21 protein-coding genes are annotated in these 21484 nt (G+C 65.4%); 14 read left to right on the forward strand and 7 right to left on the reverse strand.

Annotated features, from left to right (window positions below; genetic code table 11):
* Window positions 1-84: 84 nt before the first annotated feature.
* The 5 genes from YU9_RS0139080 to YU9_RS0139105 form a co-directional block, all read right to left on the reverse strand.
* The gene (locus tag YU9_RS0139080; RefSeq protein WP_027577534.1) at window positions 85-1425 is read right to left on the reverse strand and encodes a cytochrome c; all 1341 of its coding nucleotides are present in this window, start codon (window positions 1423-1425) and stop codon (window positions 85-87) included.
* Window positions 1422-3590, reverse strand: a complete 2169-nt coding sequence (locus YU9_RS0139085) for a molybdopterin cofactor-binding domain-containing protein (RefSeq protein ID WP_027577535.1) — start codon at window positions 3588-3590, stop codon at window positions 1422-1424. Before YU9_RS0139085 ends, YU9_RS0139080 begins: the two co-directional genes overlap by 4 nt.
* Window positions 3591-3598: 8 nt before the next feature.
* Window positions 3599-4063, reverse strand: a complete 465-nt coding sequence (locus YU9_RS0139090) for a (2Fe-2S)-binding protein (protein WP_027577536.1) — start codon at window positions 4061-4063, stop codon at window positions 3599-3601.
* A gap of 648 nt (window positions 4064-4711) precedes the next feature.
* Window positions 4712-6136 carry a methyl-accepting chemotaxis protein gene (locus YU9_RS0139100; RefSeq protein ID WP_027577537.1) on the reverse strand — a complete coding sequence of 475 codons (1425 nt, stop codon included), beginning with the start codon at window positions 6134-6136 and terminating at the stop codon, window positions 4712-4714.
* Window positions 6137-6244: 108 nt separating this feature from the next.
* The gene (locus tag YU9_RS0139105; protein WP_027577538.1) at window positions 6245-7993 is read right to left on the reverse strand and encodes a methyl-accepting chemotaxis protein; all 1749 of its coding nucleotides are present in this window, start codon (window positions 7991-7993) and stop codon (window positions 6245-6247) included.
* 204 nt (window positions 7994-8197) lie between these two features.
* Here YU9_RS0139105 and YU9_RS0139110 point away from each other — a divergent pair, with 204 nt between their 5' ends.
* The 7 genes from YU9_RS0139110 to YU9_RS0139140 all read left to right on the forward strand — a co-directional run bounded on the left by YU9_RS0139110 (window position 8198) and on the right by YU9_RS0139140 (window position 13480).
* Window positions 8198-8944 carry a YebC/PmpR family DNA-binding transcriptional regulator gene (locus YU9_RS0139110; RefSeq protein ID WP_027577539.1) on the forward strand — a complete coding sequence of 249 codons (747 nt, stop codon included), beginning with the start codon at window positions 8198-8200 and terminating at the stop codon, window positions 8942-8944.
* A 214-nt stretch (window positions 8945-9158) separates the two neighbouring features.
* The gene (gene ruvC, locus YU9_RS0139115) at window positions 9159-9686 is read left to right on the forward strand and encodes a crossover junction endodeoxyribonuclease RuvC (RefSeq protein WP_027577540.1); all 528 of its coding nucleotides are present in this window, start codon (window positions 9159-9161) and stop codon (window positions 9684-9686) included.
* Window positions 9683-10300, forward strand: a complete 618-nt coding sequence (gene ruvA, locus YU9_RS0139120) for a Holliday junction branch migration protein RuvA (RefSeq protein WP_027577541.1) — start codon at window positions 9683-9685, stop codon at window positions 10298-10300. The genes ruvC and ruvA overlap by 4 nt, the downstream gene beginning before the upstream one ends.
* A gap of 20 nt (window positions 10301-10320) precedes the next feature.
* Window positions 10321-11352 carry a Holliday junction branch migration DNA helicase RuvB gene (gene ruvB, locus YU9_RS0139125; RefSeq protein WP_198028382.1) on the forward strand — a complete coding sequence of 344 codons (1032 nt, stop codon included), beginning with the start codon at window positions 10321-10323 and terminating at the stop codon, window positions 11350-11352.
* A 129-nt stretch (window positions 11353-11481) separates the two neighbouring features.
* Window positions 11482-12399: a metallophosphoesterase gene (locus tag YU9_RS0139130; protein WP_027577543.1), complete on the forward strand. Its 918-nt coding sequence runs from the start codon at window positions 11482-11484 to the stop codon at window positions 12397-12399.
* 69 nt (window positions 12400-12468) lie between these two features.
* Window positions 12469-12918, forward strand: a complete 450-nt coding sequence (ybgC, locus tag YU9_RS0139135; RefSeq protein ID WP_027577544.1) for a tol-pal system-associated acyl-CoA thioesterase — start codon at window positions 12469-12471, stop codon at window positions 12916-12918.
* Between the two features lie 94 nt (window positions 12919-13012).
* Window positions 13013-13480: a nuclear transport factor 2 family protein gene (locus tag YU9_RS0139140; RefSeq protein ID WP_027577545.1), complete on the forward strand. Its 468-nt coding sequence runs from the start codon at window positions 13013-13015 to the stop codon at window positions 13478-13480.
* A gap of 208 nt (window positions 13481-13688) precedes the next feature.
* Here the strand turns inward: YU9_RS0139140 and YU9_RS0139145 are convergent, their stop codons facing one another.
* Both YU9_RS0139145 and YU9_RS0139150 read right to left on the reverse strand, forming a co-directional pair.
* On the reverse strand, window positions 13689-14402 hold the full coding sequence (locus YU9_RS0139145; RefSeq protein WP_027577546.1) for a type 1 glutamine amidotransferase: 714 nt from the start codon (window positions 14400-14402) through the stop codon (window positions 13689-13691).
* 39 nt (window positions 14403-14441) lie between these two features.
* Window positions 14442-15368, reverse strand: a complete 927-nt coding sequence (locus YU9_RS0139150; RefSeq protein WP_027577547.1) for a LysR family transcriptional regulator — start codon at window positions 15366-15368, stop codon at window positions 14442-14444.
* Window positions 15369-15519: 151 nt separating this feature from the next.
* On the opposite strand from YU9_RS0139150, the gene YU9_RS0139155 reads away from it, so the two are divergent.
* From YU9_RS0139155 to YU9_RS0139185, 7 genes are all read left to right on the forward strand, one after another.
* The gene (locus YU9_RS0139155) at window positions 15520-16476 is read left to right on the forward strand and encodes an N-carbamoyl-D-amino-acid hydrolase (protein WP_084299228.1); all 957 of its coding nucleotides are present in this window, start codon (window positions 15520-15522) and stop codon (window positions 16474-16476) included.
* Between the two features lie 64 nt (window positions 16477-16540).
* Window positions 16541-17368 carry an ABC transporter substrate-binding protein gene (locus YU9_RS0139160; protein ID WP_027577549.1) on the forward strand — a complete coding sequence of 276 codons (828 nt, stop codon included), beginning with the start codon at window positions 16541-16543 and terminating at the stop codon, window positions 17366-17368.
* Window positions 17365-18222 (forward strand): amino acid ABC transporter permease, encoded by an 858-nt coding sequence (locus YU9_RS0139165; protein ID WP_027577550.1) that lies wholly within the window; start codon window positions 17365-17367, stop codon window positions 18220-18222. The genes YU9_RS0139160 and YU9_RS0139165 overlap by 4 nt, the downstream gene beginning before the upstream one ends.
* Complete coding sequence (locus tag YU9_RS0139170; RefSeq protein WP_027577551.1) at window positions 18219-18983, forward strand: amino acid ABC transporter ATP-binding protein; 765 nt, start codon at window positions 18219-18221, stop codon at window positions 18981-18983. The genes YU9_RS0139165 and YU9_RS0139170 overlap by 4 nt, the downstream gene beginning before the upstream one ends.
* A 16-nt stretch (window positions 18984-18999) precedes the next feature.
* A complete protein-coding gene (locus YU9_RS0139175) occupies window positions 19000-19815 on the forward strand; it encodes an ABC transporter substrate-binding protein (RefSeq protein WP_027577552.1) in 816 nt (271 codons plus the stop codon).
* Complete coding sequence (locus YU9_RS0139180; protein ID WP_027577553.1) at window positions 19802-20686, forward strand: polysaccharide deacetylase; 885 nt, start codon at window positions 19802-19804, stop codon at window positions 20684-20686. The genes YU9_RS0139175 and YU9_RS0139180 overlap by 14 nt, the downstream gene beginning before the upstream one ends.
* Before the next feature lie 8 nt (window positions 20687-20694).
* Complete coding sequence (locus tag YU9_RS0139185) at window positions 20695-21351, forward strand: aspartate/glutamate racemase family protein (RefSeq protein ID WP_027577554.1); 657 nt, start codon at window positions 20695-20697, stop codon at window positions 21349-21351.
* The last annotated feature ends 133 nt before the right edge of the window (window positions 21352-21484 follow it).

The raw sequence follows: 21484 nt of genomic DNA on the forward strand, positions 1-21484 counted from the left end.
GAGACCGTCACCCCACCCCGGCTCACATCTCGCTGCGCTCCATGTGAGCCGACCCTCCCCCTCCAGGGGAGGGTAAGAGCAGCGCTACTCCGCCGTCTGCTCGCGCAGCTCCGCCACATCCTTCGCCGTCAGCTTCGAGCCCTTTGCTCCGAACCGTGCCGTGACATAATTCGCAACCGCCGCGATCTCGTCGTCCGTATACGCGCTGCCGAACGCCGGCATCGACAGTGCTCCATCCGGCGTGTGGCGTTTGGTCCCCGAGATCACGATCTGCGCGACGTTGGTGGCGGCGGGGTCGTTGACGGCCCAGGTGCCGGTCAGCGTCGCCATCGGCGAGACCGGGCTCTCGCCGCTCCAGCCGTGGCAGCTGGCGCAGGCGCTGGCGAACACCTTCTTGCCGCGTGCATCCGCCGTGACGCCGTCGCGGTGCGAAGCGGGTGCGACGGGTGCCGTGGTGGCGGGCAGGTCGGGCGAGGGCTGCGGCGGCACGCTGCGTAAGTAAGCAACGATGCTGCTTATGTCCTCGGGCGCGAACTGGCTAAAGCTGTGGTCGACCGCTTCGCCCATCGGACCCGAGGCCGAGCCATGGCTAGGTGCATGGCCGAGCGACAGATAGGAGATCAGATCCTGGTCGCTCCAACTGCCGAGACCTGTTGCCTTGTCGGAAGAAATGTTGAAGGCGCGCCAGCCCGCCGTGATCGCGCCGGCGAATTTCTTGCGATTGTCGAGCGCGAAGCCGAGATTGCGTGGCGTGTGGCACTCGCCGCAATGCGCCAGAGCCTCGGCGAGATACGCACCACGATTCCACTCCGGGCTCTTCGAGGTATCCGGCGTAAAGCGTGTGTCCGGACTGAACACCGCCGACCAGAACATCATCGCCCAGCGCTGGTTGAACGGGAAGGAGAGCGTGTTGTCAGGCGCTTTCGCGCGCACCGCCGGCAGGCTGAACAGATAGGCCTTCACCGCCAGCACGTCCTCATCCGTCATGAAGGTGTAGGACGTGTACGGCATCGCCGGATAGAGCCGCGCGCCGTCACGGCGCTTGCCGTGCTGGACCGCGTTCAGGAAATCCTGGTCGGTGTAATTGCCGATGCCGGTGTCCTTGTCCGGCGTGATGTTGGTCGAATAGAGCGTGCCGAACGGCAGCTTGAAGGCAAGCCCGCCGGCATAGTCCTTTTCGCCGGGCTTGGTGTGGCAGACCATGCAGTCGGCCGCCTTGGCGAGATATTCGCCGCGTTCGACCAGGCTCGCTTTCTCGAGTCTTGCCGGCACGCCCGTGGGCTTGCCGGCGCGGTAATCCGCCAGCGCCACCTTGGTGCCGCCTGCGAAGTCGAGCGGGCCGGGCCCGCGAACGATGAACACGCCGAGTGCCGCAACGATGGCGATCACGACCAGGCTTCCGAGGATACGCATCTTGCCGCTCATGCCTTCTTCCCCGCAGCCAGCAGTTTTCGGTCGATGGGTAAGCGCCGCAGCGCCACACCGGTTGCCGCGTAAATCGCGTTGCGCAGCGCCGGCGGTCCGGCATTGACGCCGGCTTCGCCGATGCCGCCGGGCGCCTCGCCGCTCTTGACCACGATGACCTCGATCTTCGGCGTCTCGTTGATGCGCATCATGCGGTAGTCGTGGAAGTTCGACTGCTGCACGCGGCCTTTGTCGATGGTGATCTCGCCATAGAGCGCGGCGGTGAGGCCGAAGATCAGCCCGCCCTCGATCTGCGCCTTCACCGTGTCGGGGTTGACCGCGATGCCGGTGTCGACCACCGAGGTGATGCGGCGAAGCGCGATCTCGCCGACATCGTCGATCTCGGCCTCCACCACGGTCGCGATGAAGCTTGCGAATGACGGCTGCACGCAGACGCCGCGGCCGACGCGCGGAGGCAGCGGCTCGCCCCAGCCGGATTTCTCCGCGACCTGGTTGAGCACCGCGAGCATGCGCGGGTTTTTCGTCAGCATGGACTTGCGGAACTCGATCGGGTCCTTGCCGGCCTTGCGCGCGAGTTCGTCCATCGCGCATTCGACCGCGAACACGTTGTTGTTCGGGCCGACGCCGCGCCAGAAGCCTGTCGGCACCGACAGCGGCTCGGCGCGGACATACTCGACGTGGAAATTGGCGAAGTCGTAGGGCGCATCGACCGCGGCGTCGACCGCGTCGATGTCGATTCCCTTCTGGAACGCCGGCGGCAGCCAGCGCGCCAGCACGGCGGAGCCGGCGACCTTATACTTCCAGCCTGCGACCTTGCCGTCGACCAGCGACGCCGTGATCTGGTCACGATAGACCGGGCGGTAGACGTCGTGCTGGATGTCCTCCTCGCGGGTCCACACCACCTTCACGGGGTAATCGACCTGTTTTGCGATCTTGACCGCCGCGACAACCATGTCCGGCTCGAGCTTGCGGCCGAAGCCGCCGCCGAGCAGATGGTTGTTGACGATGACCTTGTCGATCGGGAGTCCCGCGGCCTTCGCCGCTTCGGACTGCACGCGCGTCATGATCTGCGTGCCGGTCCAGATTTCGCAGGAGTCGGGCTTCACGTGCACCGTGGCGTTGATGGGCTCCATCGAGGCATGCGCCAGGAACGGCAGCTCGTAAGCCGCTTCGAACCTGTCGCCGCTCGCCAGCGCCTTGGCGATATCGCCGTCAGACTTGGCGACTGCGCCGTCCTTCTGGCTGGCCTTGCGCAGATCCTCCCAGATATCTTTCGTGGTGATCCCAGCGTTCGCTCCCTCGTTCCACTCGATCTTGAGCGCTTCGAGGCCCTTCTTCGCCGCCCACATGTGGTCGCCGATCACGGCGACCATGTCGTCGAGCACGACGACCTTGCGCACGCCGGCGAGTTTTATCGCGGCGCTGTCGTCGACCTTGCCGACCTTGCCGCCGAACACCGGGCAGGCGGCGATGGTCGCGAACTTCATGCCGGGCAGGATCGCGTCGATGCCGTAGACGGCCTTGCCGTTGACCTTGTCGGGCGTGTCGAGCCGCTTCAAGGGCTGGCCGATGAGAACGAAATCCTTGGGATCCTTGACGGCGACGTCCTTCGGTGGCATCTGGCCCTGCGCGGCAAGCGCCAGTTCGCCATAGCCGAGCTTGCGGCCGCTCGCGGCATGAGCGACCTCGCCCTTCGATGCGGTGCAGCTTGCGGCGTCAACGCCCCACTGGCTGGCCGCCGCCTGCACCAGCATGGCGCGCGCGGTGGCGCCGGCCTTGCGCAGCGGCAGCCACCAGGCACGGATCGAGTTGGAATTGCCGGTGACTTGCAGGCCGAAGGTCGGATTGCCGTAGAGCTTGTCGTTCGGCGGGGCGTGCTGCACCTCGACCTTGCTCCAGTCGGCATCTAGCTCCTCGGCGAGCACGGCAGAGATCGACGTGTACGTGCCCTGGCCCATCTCGACCTGTGGCATCATCAGCACGGTGCGGCCGGTCTCGTCGATGCGGATGAAGGTGTTGGGCGCGAACTTGCCCTCGGTCGTATCGCGCGGCTGCACCGGCTCGTTGACGGCGGCGCGCAGCGGCAGATGGAAGGCGAGAACGAAGCCCGTGGCGAGACCGCCGGTCAGAAGCGCGCGGCGGGAGACGCTGTGATGTGCATTCATGGCAGGCCTCACGACTGACGGCCGTTGGCGGCCTGCTTGATGGCCTCGCGGATGCGCACATAGGTGCCGCAGCGGCAGATGTTGCCGGCCATTGCAGCGTCGATGTCGGAATCATCCGGATTCGGAGTTGCCGCCAGCAGCGCCGCGGCTGCCATGATCTGGCCGGACTGGCAGTACCCGCACTGGATCACTTCGGCCTCGAGCCAGGCCTTCTGCACCTTCGCGCCCGCAGGCGTGCTGCCGACATGCTCGATGGTGGTCACAGTGCGGTTCTCGACCGCGCTCACCGGCAGCACGCAGGAACGGACGGCCTTGCCGTCGACATGCACCGTGCAGGCGCCGCATTGCGCGATGCCGCAGCCGAACTTGGTGCCGGTCATGCCGAGGATGTCGCGCAGCACCCACAGCAGCGGCATGTCAGGTGGTGCGTCGAAGGATTTTGTCTGGCCGTTAATGGTGAGTGTCGTTGCCATATGCATTCCTTTGCCCGGCGATCGCTTGCGACGATCACGTCGACGAATTTTCGCGTGACCCTAATCATATCGATGCGAAACGATGAAGCTTCCAAATTCGCAGCAATGCATATTTGCGCGCTCAGCACGTCAGACCATGACGTTCACGAATTTGTGCGGCGATCGCTGCAAGAGTTTTGGGCTATTTGATATGATAATCGTCATGTTTTGACGCATTTTCATCGCATGTGTCGCCGATCGCCGCAGATGATCGTGCAAATGCGCAAAGCCGTGCGATGACGAAATTCGTGCGATTGGGAAAGTCAGGCGGCGGCACGTCCTTGCTTGCGGCCATCCTTCGAGACGCCCGCCGTTGGCGGCCCTCAGGATGAGGACCGAGTGTGCGGCCGTAGTTTTGACGAGCACCGATGCGGCTAAGCCTCGTTCTGAGGAGACCGCGAAGCGGTCGTCTCGAAGGACGAGGCGCGCGCTCAGGCCCCGCCAAGGTCAAATGTACAATTTCGGAATAATAGCATTATGCGCCTGTTTTGCCCGACGAGTCAAAGCGCGCCATAGCCCGCCGGTAAGCCATTGATTTCACACACCCCGGCTACTGTGTATGGGGTTGTTTTCGAGCTTTTTATTTTGGGGATACGGAAACGCCGTCGGTCAGCCCTGCCGAAAGCCCATCCGGAAGGCGCCCCAGTGCTTGCCGCGGATCACGATCGGGGAGGACAGGTCCTTCATCAGCACGAACTGCCCGCCACCCATGTCGCGGCGATAGGTCTGGAACAGGAAGGGCTTTGTGTTGGCCGCGACCTTCTTCACGGCGCGGTCGGTGAACAGGCGGCGGTTGCGACAGTTGGCGTTGTTCCAGACGGGGTCCTTGCCTTGCGGCAGGCGGTAGTTCGGATTGTGGGTCGGCAGGTACCCGCCCTTGGCCCAGGCGACGCAGAACACGATGCGGGGATCGGATTTCTGGATCGGGTCCTGGATCGGCGGCAGCACGCGATCGGTGAAGTCGACGTAGTTGGTGAGGTACTGCTTCGGATCGGTGCCGGGGATCTCGCGGTAGTTCTCGTCCATGAGCTGGTCGAGCGTGATCTCGCCGCGGTCGATCGCGGCTTCGAACTCGGCGGAGATCCGCTTCGCAGTGTCGACGACGGCACGGATCAGCGGCGCATCCGACGTCTCGACGCCGCTGTCGGCGATCAGCGCGATCAGGCCTTCGGAGCTGTCGAGCAGTTTTGCGACGCGCTCGTCGGCGCTCTTGAGATCGCGCGAGGAGAGGTCGACGCCTTTTGCGAGTTCGTTGAGCTCGCTGATGACGGTGTCGCAGTGTCCGAGATTGGAGGTCGCCGCGCGCGCGACGCTGTCGATCTCCGCTTCCACGGAAGCAAAGCCCTGCTGGACGCGCGAGATGATGCCGGAGATCTGCTGGGCACCTTCGCCGGCGGTCTTGGCGCGCTGCGAGGCGTCGCTGCTTTCACCGATCAGGCCTTCGATCTGACCGTCGAGATCGCGCACGGTGTCGGAGATCTGCTGGGTGGCCTGGCGGGTGGCTTCCGCGAGGTTCTTCACCTCGCTCGCGACCACCGCGAAGCCGCGGCCGGCATTGCCGGCGCGGGCCGCTTCGATGGTGGCGTTCAGGGCAAGCAGATTGGTCTGCTTCGCGATCGCCTCGATCGAGCCTGATACCTTCGCCACCTGCGCCAGCGCCGCGCCGACGGCGCTGAGGCGCGCCTCGATCCGCTCTACGGCTGCGACGAGCTCGGAGATGTGACTGACCGCCGTGTCAACGGCGCTGCGCGACTGTGCGATCTCGCCGACTGCCGCCGATGTGGTCGTTTGCACCGCCTGCGATGCGTTGGCGATGTCGTGGTTGGCCGAGACCATCGTCTCGGCCGTCTTCTGGAGATGGTGGAACCGCTCCGACTGGTTGGCGACACGGTTCGCGACTTCCTGGACATTGCCGGCGATGTCGGCGAGCTCGACACCGAGACCGCCGATGCGGTCGGCGAGCTGGTCGATCAGCCGTGCGCCGAGCGTCCGGTTGGATCCGGTGTCCAATACTGCAAGTTGTGCGGCGGACATGTCTTGGGCTTCCTCCAGTCAGAGCCGTTCGTCGGCCCTCCGCGGCCTTCCCATTCCGATTTGCGACTTAGAGGATGATTCGGGGACGGCGTCTTGCCTGAGCGTGCACTACAGTTTGTAGGCGGTGCGAAATCCGCCCCAGTGCCGGCCCTGCACGCGGATCGGAACGTCGATCTCGCGCATCATCACCGTGTTCCCGTTGCCCATGTCGCGCGCATAGCTCTGGACCAGGTACGAGCGCAGGTTGCGCGCGGCGGCGAGCCCCGCCGGATCGTTGAAGATGCGCCGGTTGCGGCTGTTGGCCGTATTCCAGGCGACGTCGCCCGGCCGCTGCGGATGCGAATAGATCTTGTTGTGCACCGGCAGGAAGCCGTTGCGGTCGACCATGGCGCAGAACGCCATCCGCGGGTCCTTGGCGAGAAAGGCTTCCTGGAACGGCGGCAGCGCGCGGTCGGCCCAGTCGAGATATTTCGTGCGGTATTGCTGCGGATTGGTTCCGGCGATTTCGGCATAGTCGGTGTCGAAAAGATCGTCGATCCTGACTTCGCCGCGGGCAACCGCCTGCTCGCAGATCTTGGTCAGCGCATTGCCCGCCTCCATGGCGCGGGTGACGAACTCCGTGTTCTCCTCATGGATCGACCAGAGCTTGTCCTCGATCTTCTCGTTGAGCGCGGCGTTGGGACCAACGAATTGCGCGCGGGCGCCGGCCTTGGATTGCTCGATCACGCGCAGGCGGCAGGCGCCGATGTCTTCGAGGCTGCCCTCGATCATCGCTTGCGGTGCAAGCCGGCCTGCGTCCGTGCCACCGATCAGCACGCCGTCCATCGCGATTTCATAGACCGGCATCGTGCCGCGCGCGCTCTCGAATTTGAGATGGCAGGGCAGCCGCTCGGTCTTGCGGCGGTCGTTATGCTCGCTCTGGCGCAGCAGCACCGCGCAGCGCGATTTCAGCTTTTGCGCAAAAGTGGTGACGGCCTTGCCGGCACTGGCGACGCTCTCGCCATGGGTCTCGGCCGCCTTGGTCGCCGCATCAATCTCGGCCGCGCTCTCGCCGACCGAGATGATGAACTCCGAGGCGCTGGCGGCATTGCCGGAGACTTCACTGGTCGTGGCGTTCTGCTCGGCGACCGCGCCGTTGACGGTGTCGAACACCGGGCGGATCGCCTCGATCGCTTGCGAGATGCGGTGCACCGCGTCTGCAGAGCCTGCGGCATCGCGCTGCAGCGCGTCGATCTTTTTTGTGATCTCTTCGGTCGCACTCTGGGTCTGCACCGCGAGGGCCTTGACCTCAGTGGCGACGACCGCAAACCCCTTGCCGGCGGCGCCCGCACGCGCGGCCTCGATGGTCGAGTTGAGCGCGAGCAGCGTCGTCTGGCGTGCGATCTGCGCGATCAGATTGACGACATTGCCGATGGCGGCGGAGGATTCGCGCAAGCGATCGACATTGGCGCGGGCTTCCTGCGCCGCGGCGCTGGCCTCGTCGGCGAGCTTGCCGGCTTCGCGGACCTGCGCGCCGATGCCCAGCGCGGACTGGGTGAACTTGTCGGCGGCATGGGCGAAGGTTGAGGCGGTCGACTGGGCGGCGTTGGTGCGGCCGGTCAGGGCGTCGGTGCGGTCGCGGATGGCGGCAAGCGTCGCGGCGGTCGCCTCGGCGCCGCCGGCCACCGAATTGGCGGCGCGCTCGAGCTGGCGGATCATCGCGCCGAGCTCGAGTTCCAGCAATTCCAGGATTTCCCTGGCCGAATCGCCCTCGCTGGCCGGGGCGGGCTCGGAATTGGCCACCGGCTGCGCGGCCTGCGGGGTGGCCGCCGGCGCAGCCAAATCCGGCAGACGCTTCCGAAACAATCCGAATGCCATCGGGTCTCTCTTGTCGGGGAACGGTCGGGCGCTATTTTCGCAGTCCGGAGTGAAATCAGGGTTAACGGTGCCTGACCTCTAGGCAGGAGCCCGTACGGTGTTACCTTAAAGTCGGAGAGCCTCTTTCATTCCAGTGGGTGGACGGCCTATAAGGCCGCGCTTCCCACGCTCACCTTGGCGCACGATTCCTTTACGAGACCACGCATGGCCGGACATTCCCAATTCAAGAACATCATGCACCGCAAGGGGCGGCAGGATGCGCAGAAGTCGAAGCTGTTTGGCAAGCTGGCGCGGGAAATCACCGTCGCTGCCAAGCTCGGCACCCCTGATCCCGCCATGAACCCGCGCCTGCGCGCCGCCGTGATCGCCGCGCGCCAGGAGAACATGCCGAAGGACAATATCGAGCGCGCCATCAAGAAGGCGGCCGGCAATGAGGGCGAGAATTATGACGAGATCCGCTACGAGGGTTATGGCCCGGGCGGCGTCGCTGTCATCGTCGAGGCGTTGACCGACAACCGCAACCGCGCCGCCTCCGACATCCGCTCCTTCTTCACCAAGTCCGGCGGCAATCTCGGCGAAACCGGCTCGGTCTCCTTCATGTTCGACCGCACCGGCATCATCGAATACGACCGCAGCGTCGCCTCCGACGACGCCGTGCTGGACGCTGCGATCGAAGCCGGCGCAGACGACGTCGTTTCCGGCGAGGGCGGCCACGAGATCTACGCCTCGACCGAAAGCTATCGCGACGTCGCTAAGGCGCTCGAAGCCAAGTTCGGCGAGCCGCGCAAGGCCGCGCTGATCTGGAAGCCGCAGAACACTGTTACGGTGGACGACGAGACCGGCGAGAAGCTGCTCAAGCTGATGGACCTGCTCAACGAGCACGACGACGTCCAGAACGTCTACGCCAATTTCGAGGTGTCGGACGCGCTGATGGCGAAGATGGGCGGCTGACGCCGTTCTCGTGTCCCGGACGCGCTACAGCGTGAAGCGCTGCTGCGCAGAGCCGGGACCCATGGTGCGTCAGATGCCGGCGGCGATATGGGCCCCGGTTCGGCGCCGCACCGCTTTGCGCTGCGTCGCGCCCGGGGCACGGGACCGTCACTTCCCCTGTTACTTCCGTTCTGTTTCTGTTTCCCCCAGAGCAGCCAGCCGCTATCACTGGCCCATGACTGCGCTCCCGATTCGTGGCCCCGTTCGCATCATCGGCATCGACCCCGGCCTGCGCCGCACCGGCTGGGGCGTGATCGAGGCCGAGGGCAATCGCCTGATCTACGTCGCCTGCGGCTCGGTGGAACCGCCGGACGATTTGCCGCTGTCGAGCCGGCTGCTCGCGATCCATGAAGGGCTCGCTTCCGTCCTGTCCAGCCACCAGCCCATGGAAGCTGCGGTCGAGCAGACTTTCGTCAACAAGGACGGGGTTGCGACGCTGAAGCTCGGCCAGGCCCGTGGCGTCGCCATGCTGGCGCCCGCAATGCTCGGCATCTCTGTCGCCGAATACGCGCCGAACCAGGTCAAGAAGACCGTGGTCGGCGCCGGCCACGCCGACAAGCAACAGATCGCGATGATGTTGAAGATATTGCTGCCGAAAGCCGAGCCGCCGTCCGCCGACGCGGCTGACGCGCTCGCCATCGCCATCACCCACGCCCATCACCGCCAGAGCACGGCGCTCAGGCTGAAGGTGGTGGGGATATGATCGGCAAGCTCAAGGGCCTGATCGATTCCTATGGCGAGGATTTCGTCATCCTCGACGTCGGCGGGGTCGGCTACCAGGTGCACTGCTCGTCGCGTACCTTGCAGCATCTGCCGTCGCCCGGCGAAGCTGCCGTGCTGTCGATCGAGACTTACGTCCGCGAGGATCAAATCAAACTGTTCGGCTTCCGCACCGACCAGGAGCGCGAATGGTTTCGCCTGCTCCAGACCGTGCAGGGCGTCGGCGCCAAGGTCGCGCTCGCGGTGCTCGGCACGCTGTCGCCGGCCGACCTCGCCAACGCCATCGCGCTCCGTGACAAGGCCGCGGTGGCGCGCACGCCCGGCGTCGGGCCCAAGGTCGCCGAGCGCATCGTCACCGAATTGAAGGACAAGGCGCCGGCCTTCGCCAACGTCGATCCGCATGTCGTGCATCTCGCCGGTGCCGTCGACGACCAGCGCGCGCCGCGCCCGGTGGCGGATGCGATCTCGGCACTGATCAATCTCGGCTATGGCCAGCCGCAGGCGGCCGCAGCGATTGCGACGGCCTCACGCAGTGCGGGTGAGGGAGCCGAGACGGCGCAGCTCATTCGGCTTGGTCTGAAGGAACTGGCGAAGTGAGCGATCCCAAGGCCAACCGCATGGTCTCGCCCGAGCGCCGCAGCGACGATGTCGGCGACACCGCGCTGCGTCCGCAGTCGCTGTCCGACTTCGTTGGCCAGCAGCAGGCGCGTAAGAATCTCTCGATCTTCATCGAAGCCGCCCGCAAGCGCGGCGAGGCGCTGGATCATGTGTTGTTCGTCGGCCCGCCCGGCCTCGGCAAGACCACGCTGGCGCAGATCGTGGCGAAAGAGCTCGGAGTCGGCTTTCGCGCGACGTCCGGTCCTGTGATCGCCAAGGCCGGCGATCTCGCTGCCCTGCTCACCAATCTCGAAGAGCGCGACGTGCTCTTCATCGACGAGATCCATCGCCTGAGCCCGGCGGTGGAGGAGGTGCTCTATCCCGCGATGGAGGACTTTCAGCTCGACCTCATCATCGGCGAAGGGCCGGCGGCGCGCTCGGTGAAGATCGAGCTGTCGAAATTCACCCTGGTCGGCGCCACCACGCGCGCCGGCCTTCTCACCAATCCCTTGCGCGATCGTTTCGGCATTCCGGTCCGGCTGAATTTCTACACGATCGAGGAACTGGAGAGCATCGTCAGCCGCGGCGCGCGCGTGCTCAATGTCGGCATGAGCGCGGAGGGCGCCAACGAGATCGCGCGCCGCGCCCGCGGCACGCCGCGCATCGCCGGCCGTCTGCTCCGCCGTGTGCGCGATTTCGCTTCGGCCGCCGATGCGGACAAGATCGACCGCAAGATCGCCGACCACGCACTCAGCGCGCTCGAGGTCGACGCCGCGGGCCTCGATGCCATGGATCGCCGCTATCTCACGACCATCGCGCTCAACTATGGCGGGGGCCCGGTCGGCGTCGAGACGATGGCCGCTGCGTTGTCGGAGCCGCGTGATGCAATCGAGGACATCATCGAGCCCTATTTGATCCAGTGCGGCTATCTGCAGCGCACGCCGCGCGGCCGGCTGCTGACCTCGCACGCCTTCCGCCATCTCGGCCTCGCCGAGCCCAATCGCGATGCGGCGCAGTTCGGCCTGTTCGGCACGGATGACAGCGACGAGTGATCTGCTGAAACGTTCGCCGTTCCGGCTTTGATGAATTTCCGGTAATCTCGTGCAGACGATCTGCACGAACGCACCGCAATTCCGCTCCAATCGGATATCATCAAGACGCCGCATCACCAGCGAGCTTCCATGATCACGCGCCGTCATCTCATCCGTTCCATCGGCGGCCTGTCCGCCCTCGGCGTCTCGACCGCGGCTTATGGCGTCGGCGTCGAGCCGATGCTGCGGCTCCGCGTCACCCGCTATCATCCGACGCCGCGGCAATGGCCGGCGGATCTTCCGCTGAAGATCGCCGTCATCGCCGATATCCATGCCTGCGATCCCTGGATGCCGCTGGACCGGATCGAGGCCATCGTCGACCGCACCAACGCGCTGAATGCCGATATCATCGTGCTGCTCGGCGACTATGTCGCCGGCCTGCATCAGGTCACGCGCATCATCCCGTCGAGCGAATGGGCGAGGGTGCTGGCGGGCCTCAAGGCGCCGCTCGGCGTCCATGCCGTCATGGGCAACCACGATTATTGGGATGACAGGACGGTGCAGCGGGCCGGGCAGGGGGCGACCGTCGCGCATCGTGCGCTGGAGGCGGCCGGCATCCCCGTCTACGAGAACGATGTCGTGCGCCTCACCAAGGACGGTCGTCCGTTCTGGCTCGCCGGCCTCGGCGATCAGCTCGCCTTCCTGCCGGCGCGACGCTTCCGGAGCATGGTGCGCTTCGGTGCCGACGATCTCAATGCGACGCTCGCCAAGGTCACGGACGATGCGCCCATCATTCTGCTCGCGCATGAGCCCAACATCGCGCCGCGCGTGCCCGCGCGCGTCGCGCTGCAACTGTCCGGCCACACCCATGGCGGCCAGGTCCGCCTGCTCGGCTGGTCCCCCGCGGTTCCGCCGCAGCATGGCGTCCGGCTCGCCTATGGGCATGTCAGGCTGAAATGCGACGTCATCATCTCCGGCGGCCTCGGTTGCAGCATCATGCCGCTCCGCGTCGGCGTGCCGCCGGAGATCGTCGAGGTGACGCTGGGGCGAGAGCCTTTGGTGGCGTAACCCACGCTTGCGCGGCCCGCCGTTTTTGCGCAAAACGAGCCGGTTACCGACAGCGAAGAGGCTCGCGACGTGACAGCTCATCTCGACGGCGAGATCCGCGACGGCCGCCACCACATGCAGGTCCGTGTCTACTACGAGGACACCGATTTTTCCGGCATCGTCTACCACGCCAATTATCTGCGCTACATGGAGCGCGGACGCACCAACCATCTCAGGCTGATGGGCGCCGAGCAGCAGGCGCTGTTCGAGCAGACCGAGACGGAAGGCGCCGGCTTCGCCTTCGTGGTGCGCTCGATGCACCTGGACTTTTTGAAGCCCGCGCGAATGGACGACGTGCTCGACGTCGTGACTTGGCCGATCGCGGTGAAGGGGGCCTCCATTATGCTGGCGCAGGAGGTGCGGCGCGGCAACGACGTGCTGGTGAAAGCCGAGGTCCGCGTCGCCTTCATCAGCGGTGGCCGCGCCCAGCCGATCCCGAAGTCGATCCGCACGCTGATGAAGGCCGATTTGATTTCCTGATCGCCCGATAAGTGATCTCCTGATTTGTGCTGGCCTATCGACTCCGGCAGCTGCGGCGATAAATTCGCGGCCCCGATCAACCGATGAGGCCATCATGTCGCGCCCGCCGCTTCCACCCTTCACCCGCGAGACCGCCGCGCAAAAGGCCCGCATGGCCGAGGACGCCTGGAATTCACGCGATCCGGTGCGCGTGTCGCTCGCCTATACCGAGGACAGCCGCTGGCGCAATCGTTCGGAAGTTTTTCAGGGCCGCGAGGCCATCGTCGCGTTCCTCACCCGCAAATGGGAGAAGGAGCAGGACTATCGCCTGATCAAGGATCTCTGGGCCTTCGACGGCAACCGCATCGCCGTGCGCTTCCAGTACGAATGGCACGATTCGAGCGGCCAGTGGTATCGCTCCTACGGCAACGAGCAGTGGGAGTTCGACGAGCACGGCCTGATGAAGCGCCGCGAGGCCTCGATCAACGACATCGCGATTGCGGAGAAGGATCGGCGGTTTCACTGGGCGGCGCCGGGACCGCGGCCGGCGGATGTGGCCGGGCTGGGAAGCGATCCGTTCTGATGTTTGCGAGATAGAGCGGCGGGCGCGCTGCACCCTCTCCCCTTGTGGGAGAAGGTGGCTCGCCGCGCAGCGGCGAGACGGGTGAGGGGTCTCTATCCGCGAATCGACTCTCAATTGAGCGCGCAGACAGAACCCCTCATCCGGCGCTTCGCGCCACCTTCTCCCGCAAGGGAAGAAGGGAAGAGGTGCGCGGGGCGAATGCTGCGGACTACGGAGTCGTCCGCTTCGCCAAAAATCGCGTAATCGCCCCGCCGAGCTTCGCGCTATCCATCGGCTGCGCCAGCGACGCCCTTGCTGTGGCAACGACATCCTCCGGTGCCTTGCCATCACGCAGATCGCAACACACTTGCGCGAATGCCACGTCGAATTCCGGATGCGGCTGCACTGTCAGCGTCGTGCCGTTGGCGTAGAGCAGGCCGGCATGCGGGGTGAAGTCGGACGAGAGGATCGTCAGCGCATCATTCGGCGCCTCGATCACCTGATCCTGATGCGAGGCGGCGATCGCGATCGTTTCGCCCTCGACCACGCCGTTCTCCGGCAGCACCTGATAGACGTGCCGGCCGATGCCCCAGCCCTTCTCCGACTTGCGCACGATGCCGCCGAGCGCCTGCGCGATCAACTGATGGCCGAAACAGACGCCGACCATCGGTGTCTTGTTGGCGTAGGCCTTGCGGACAAAGTCCTCCATCGGCGCGATCCAGTCGAGTCCGTCATAGACACCGGCCGCCGCACCGGTGATCAGCACCGCTTCGAGCTTGCCGGGATCGGGAAGTGCATCGCCATTCGGGATGCTGATGACGTCGACCGTGGCAGTGGGATCCTCGGCGCGGATCATGCGCTCGAACATGTCAGGAAACGAACCGTGGCGCTCGCGATGCTCTTGAGGAACGAGCCCGGTCTCGATGATCGTGATGCGTGGCATGTGCCTCCCAGGCCAAAGGTTGCGCGTGTGATCGCAAGTTCAGTTGCTTTCTGCCCCATGTTGCTGGTGTGGCGCTGTGCGCTCCAGCAGCGCGCTCTCCTTTCGCACCTCGTTGAGAAAAGCCTTGGCGAGACGCGACAGCGGCTCGGCTTCCGACCATAGCATATAGGCGACCGCCTGCGTCATCGGCGTGAACGGCCGGACGATGAGGCCGCTGCCGCCGTTCTGCCGCGGCGAGAAGGGATCGACCACGGCGGCGCCGACGCCGGCAGCCGCGAGCACGCAGGCCGTGTTGCAGTAGCGCACCTCGACGGTCGGCCGGAACGGCGCGCCGGCACGGGCAAAACTGTCGCGCACGGCTTCGCCGAGCCGCGTGCCGCGCTCGAGCCCGATGAAGGGTAGGCTGGAAAGATCGGAAGCGGATATCACGGGTCGGTCGGCGAGCGGATGCTGCGGCGGCAGCACGCACACCATCTCGCCGGTATGCACCACTTCATGCGCGATGCCGGGATGATGCGTCAGCCCGAGCGCGAAGCCGAGCTCGGCGACGCGGCTCAGCACGCCCTCGATGATGCCCTCGTAGCGCCGCACGTCGAAGAACACACGTGTCTCCGGGCGGCGGCGCAGGAACCCCGATAGTGCGGAGGGAATGATGCTGTAGGCGAGCGGCGGGGTCGCCACGATGGCGAGATGTCCGGAGCGGTTCTCGCGCAGATCGCGCACGCGGTTCTCGAGCTTGGCGTGCAACGCGAAGATCGCTTCGCTCTCCTTGTAGAGCGCCATCGCTTCGGCAGTCGGAAACAGCCGGTTGTTGACGCGTTCGAACAGCGCAAAGCCTGCCTGCGCTTCCATCGTCTTCAGCGCATTGCTGACCGCGGGCTGCGACAACGCCAGTTCGTCCGCCGCCGCGACCGTGGTGCGGTGGCGGATGACGGCACGCAGGATTTCGAGCTGACGCAGGTTCATATCACTGCCGATTATACTCAGGGGCAAAAGATCATAGCAGAACGAATTGATTCTGCAGCCTCGCTCATCCGTAATGGCAGCGGATTTGCGCGCCGCATCAAAGGGTTCATTCGCCCATTGAGACGGCAATGCGCACAGATTGGAGGCAGTCTTGGTTCGTGTCCTTCGCGCCGCCGCCGCCCAGATGGGGCCGACGCAAAAAGCCGATACGCGCGAGCATACGCTGGCGCGGATGCTCGCGCTGCTGGAGGAGGCCGCCGGCCGGGGCGCTGGCCTCGTGGTGTTTCCGGAGCTTGCCTTCACCACCTTCTTTCCGCGCTGGCTGCTCGAAGGCGAGGCGCTCGACCAGTATTTCGAGCGCGGGATGCCGAACCCAGCAGTGGCAAAGCTGTTCGACCGGGCGCGTGCGCTCCGCGTCGGCTTCTACGTCGGCTATGCCGAACTGACGCCGGAGGGGCGGCGCTACAATTGTGCCATCCTGGTCGATCGCGACGGCGAGATTCTCGGGCGCTATCGCAAGGTGCACCTGCCGGGCTCGGTCGAGCCGCGGCCGGGCGCGCGCTACCAGCAGCTCGAGAAGCGCTATTTCGAATATGGCGACCTCGGCTTTCCCGCCTTCCGCGCCGGCTCGTCCTGGGCCCACGCCATCATGGGCATGATGATCTGCAACGATCGCCGCTGGCCGGAATCCTGGCGCGTGCTCGGGCTGCAAGGCGTCGAGCTCGTCTGCATCGGCTACAATTCGGCGGCCTACGATCCCAATGGCGGCACGACGGAAGACGGAGCGCTCCGCACTTTCCACTCGACGCTGGTAACGCAGGCCAACGCCTACATGAACGCGACCTGGGCGATCTCGGTGGCGAAGGCGGGCGAGGAGGACGGCTCCGGGTTGATCGGCGGCTCCTGCATCGTCGATCCCAACGGGCGCATCGTCGCACAGGCGCAGACGCTGGCCGACGAGGTGATCGTCGCCGACATCGATTTCGATCTCTGCCGCCAGGGCAAGGACAAGATGTTCAACTTCGCCGCCCACCGGCGGCCGGAGCAATACAGGGTGATCACCGAACGTGCCGGCGTGATCGAGCCGGCCGTTCTCGACGCCGACTGAGCAAATGGCACGGCGCTGGCAAAGGAGCTGACGCAAAAGAGCTGACGTGGGCAAAGGAGCTGACATGACACGCCTCTCATTTTCTCTCGTTGTTGCCGCGCTTGCTGCGGTGACCTCTGCGCGAGCCGCCGAGCTGCCGGCGGAGATCAAGCAGGCGGGCACGCTCAAGCTCACCGTCAACTCCACCTACGCGCCGATGGAATATCGCGATCCCGCGACGGGCGAGCTGGTCGGGCTCGACATCGATCTCGCGGGCGAACTCGCCAAGCGGCTCGGCGGGCTCAAGATCGTCTGGAGCGAGACGCCGTTCGCCGAGCTGATCCCCTCGCTTCAGACCAGGCGCGCCGACTTTATCATCTCCGGCATCTCCGATCGCGCCTCGCGGCGCGAGACCGCCGATTTCGTCGACTACCTCGCGACCGGCCCGCAGTTCTTCGTGATGGCTGAGAGCGAGGCGAAGGCCGCGACCGATCTCTGTGGCAAGAAGGTCGGCACTACCCGCAGCACCAGCTTCCCGGTCGAGATCGAGAAGTGGAGCAAGCAGAATTGCGAGCCGGCCGGCAAGCCGGCGATCCAGTATGTTCCGGGCGAGAACTCGATCGATGTCCGCAATCAGCTCAAGCAGGGCCGCATCGACGCCGCCGTGCAGGGCAGCGAGACGCTGCCTTATGCGCAGACGCAGGAGCCAGGCAAATACCGCATCCTCGGCGAGGCCTTCGCGAAGGGCTATCAAGGCATCATGTTCCGCAAGGACGATGCGGCCTTGCGCGAGGTCGTGACGGAGAAGCTCGCCGCCATGATCGCCGATGGCGCCTATAAGGCCATTCTCGACAAATGGGGTTTGGGGGCCAACGCGGTGGCCCAACCCATGCTGAACGCGGCGCCGCAATGAAGCCGGCGCCGGCACTCGCGCAAGGTTTTCCCGATCTGTCGGGCACGCGGATCGCGCGCGAGCCGCACTGGTTTCGCTGGATCAGCGCGGCCCTGATCGTCCTCGTGCTGGCGGCGATCGCGCGCGCCTTTGCGAACGGCCAGATCGAATGGTCCTATGTCGGCCGGTTCCTGACCGTCAAGGTCATCCTCGAAGGCATCGTCAACACCATGGTGATGGCGGTGCTGGCGATGATGCTCGGCATCTTCCTTGGCATCGTCGTCGCCATCATGCGGCTGTCGCCCAATCCGGTGCTGAAGTCGGTTGCCGCCGGTTACACCTGGTTGTTCCGCGGTACGCCGCTGATCCTGCAACTGCTGCTGTGGTTCAATCTCGCGCTGGTGTTTCCGACCATCGGCATCCCCGGCCTGTGGACCGCGCGCGCCGTCGACGTCATGACGCCCTTTCTCGCCGCGCTGCTCGGGCTCGGCATCAACCAGGGTGCCTACACCTCTGAAGTGATGCGCGCCGGCATGCTGTCGGTCGACATCGGGCAGTATGAGGCGGCGCAGGCGATCGGCATGGGACGGCTGCGCGCGCTGCGCCGGATCATCCTGCCGCAGGCGATGCGCGTGGTGATCCCGCCGCTCGGTAACGAGTTCATCGGCATGGTGAAGGCGACTTCGCTCGCGAGCGTCATCCAATATCCGGAACTGCTGCACAACGCCGAGAACATCTACTATGCCAATTCCCGCGTCATCGAGCTGCTCATTGTCGCCGGGCTCTGGTACCTGCTCGTGGTCTCGATCCTGACTCCGCTGCAGATGCTGCTCGAACGCCGTTTTGCACGCGGCACATTGCGGCTGGCGCGATGACAAAACCCCTCGTCGCAATCCGCTCCGTCAGCAAGAACTTCGGAGAGTTTCAGGCTCTCAAGAACGTCTCGCTCGACGTCTGGCCCGGCGAGGTGATGTGCCTGATCGGTGCGTCCGGCTCCGGCAAGACCACGCTCCTCCGCTGCATCAACCAGCTCGCCACGATCGATGCCGGCGGCATCTGGCTCGATGGCGAGCTTTTGGGCGTGCGCGAGCACGGCGGGCGGCTCCATCGATTGAGCGAGCACCAGATCGGCCGACAGCGGCTGAAGACCGGCATGGTGTTCCAGCGCTTCAACCTGTTTCCGCACAAGACCGCGTTGGAGAACATCATCGAAGGCCCGACCCAGGTTCAGGGGCGCAAGCTAGATGAGGTGCGCGCCGAGGCGATCGAGCTGCTCCGGCGCGTCGGGCTGGCGGCCAAGGCGGACGCCTATCCGGCGCAGCTCTCCGGCGGCCAGCAGCAGCGCGTGGCGATCGCGCGGGCGCTCGCCATGAAGCCGATGCTGATGCTGTTCGACGAGCCCACCAGTGCGCTCGATCCCGAGCTCGTCGGCGAGGTGCTCGCGGTCATGAAGGAGCTGGCAAAGAGCGGCATGACCATGATGGTGGTGACGCACGAGCTTGGTTTCGCCCGCGAGGTCGCCGATCGCGTCGTCTACATGGACCAGGGCGCGATCGTCGAGCAGGGGCGCGCTTCGGACGTTCTGGGCGCGCCGCGCGAGGAGCGCACCAAGGCATTTCTTTCGGCTGTGATCTGAAACTGGGGGCGTGGTGATGAAGAGACTTTTGGTAGCGGCGGCGTTCCTGGGCGCCATGAACGCATCGGTAATGGCGATCGAGCTGCCACCTGAAATCGCCAAGCGCGGCAGCATCAAGGTGGCGCTGGTGCCGAACTATCCGCCGATGGAATTCCGCGATCCCGCCACCAACGCGCTCTCCGGCTTCGATGTCGAGTTCGGCGAGGCGATCGGCCGCAAGCTCGGCGTCAAGATCGAATGGCAGGAGACTAGTTTCGCCGAGTTCATGCCGTCGATCGCGACGGGGCGGGCGGACGCGATCCTGTCGGGCTTCACCGACTATGCGAGCCGGCATGAGACCGCGACCTTCGTCGACTATCTTCGCAGCGGTCCGCGCTTCTTCGTGCAGCAGTCGCGCGCAGCGGAGTTCAAGGATGCTGTCGCGCTCTGCGGCAAGAAGGTCGGTGCCAGCCGCCGGACCATGTTCCCGGCCCAGATCGCGGCCTGGAGCGAGAAGAACTGCGGCAGCAATCCGATTCAGTTCGTCGGCACCGACGGTTCGGCGGATGCCCGCACCCAGCTCAGGCAGGGACGTATCGACGCCGCGGTGCAGGGCGACGAGACGCTGCCCTACATCATGGATCAGGAGCCCGGCACCTATGTGCCGGTCGGCCAGACCCTTGCGCAGCAATTCACCGGCATTGCCCTGCCCGTGAAGGAAAAGGTGCTTCATCAGGCGATGCTGGAGGCCGTCGATGCGCTGATCGCGGACGGCACTTACAAGAGCCTGCTGGCGAAGTGGAAATTGAGCGACAACGCAATAGAGAAGGCGACCATCAATGCTGGACAGTAAGGCACTCCAGAGCATCCCGCTCGTTCCGGCCAACACCGCGGATCCCGCGCCCGCATATCCCTGGCCGAAGCCGTACAATTCGGCGATGTTCCTGTCGTTCGACGTGGACGCCGAGAGTGCCTGGACCAGCAAGGACGCGGTGCATGCGCAGCGGCTCATCACCATGAGCTATGGCGGCTATGAGGCCCGCGTCGGCACGCCGAAGTTGCTGGAGCTGCTGGACCAGCTCGATCTCAAGGCGACGTTCTTCGTTACGGGGTGGTCGGTCGATGCGCATCCGGCGATGGCCGAATCGATTCTGAAGGCCGGCCATGAGATCGGCCATCATGGCTATCACCATTTGTTGCCCGATCCGGGTGATCCCTGGATCGAGGAGGAGCTGGAGCGCGGCTTTGAGGCGCTGAAGCGCCGGCTCGGGGTCAAGCCGACCGGCTATCGCGCGCCCTATGCCGAGTTTACCGAGGAGCTGCGCGTCGCGCTGGTGCGTCATGGCATCGTCTATACGTCCTCGTTCCGCGACGATGTGCGGCCGTACCGCCATCGCCTCGCCGACGGCAGGCCCGGCACGATCGAGCTGCCGGTCACCGCGAGCTATGACGACTGGATGCACGGCCTGTCCGCACGCTTCAGTCCGCGCTCGATCTTCCCCAAAGAGCACGTGCTCTCGATGTGGAAGGACGAGCTGGATGAGGTCCGCGACTGGGGCGCGATGGTCACGACGGTGCTGCATCCGCAATGCAGCGGCCGTCCGATGCGGCTGCGCCTGCTGCGCGAGTTCCTCACCTACGCAAAGTCGTGCCCGGATGTCTGGATCACCACTGGCGAGAAGATCGCGGAAAACTTCCTGCGTCACGAAGCCGGCAGCCGCTGAGCAATGCAATGACCCGTCGTCGCATTCTCGTCATCAACCCCAACTCCTCGGCGTCGGTGACGGCGGCGATCGACGACGCGGTGGCGCCGCTGCGCATCGCCGGCGGGCCTGACATCGAGGTCGTGGGCCTTGCCGAAGGGCCGCCGGGCATCAGCACGCAACGCGATGCCGACAGCGTCGTCATGCCGCTGGTGAACCGCGTGTCGCGCGACGATGCCGATGCCTTCGTGCTCGCCTGCTTCAGCGATCCCGGCCTGCACGCGGTGCGTGAGGCCGCCGGCGGACGCCCGGTCATGGGCATCGCGGAATGCGGCATCTTCCGCGCGCTGATGCTCGGCGAGCGTTTTGGAATCATCGCCCTGTCGCCGTCGAGCATCCGCCGCCAACAGCGCATGGTCCGGGTGATGGGTGTCGACAGCCGCTATGCCGGAAGCTGGTCGGTTGGTGCGAGCGCAGCGGAGACGGCAGGCGCCGACATCCGCGGCCGCCTGATCGACGCCGGCCGCGCGCTGGTCACGCAATGCCGCGCTGATGTCGTGGTGATGGGCTGCGCCGGCATGGCCTCGCACCGCGCGAGAATCGCGGATGCGATCGGCGTGCCCGTAGTCGAGCCCGCGCAGCAGGCGGTCGCGGCTGCAATCGGCGCGGTGTTGCTCAATGCGTAAAACGGAAATGATACCGCCCTCGCTTTCTGGCATCGCTCCGGCCAGGCACTCGCTGCGACCTCTCCCGCTGGCGGGAGAGGTCGCGCCGAAGGCGCGGGTGAGGGCTCTCTCCTCTTGGGGATTGTCCCGCCGC

Source organism: Bradyrhizobium sp. WSM1743 (genome assembly GCF_000473065.1).
Classification (GTDB): Bacteria; Pseudomonadota; Alphaproteobacteria; order Rhizobiales; family Xanthobacteraceae; genus Bradyrhizobium.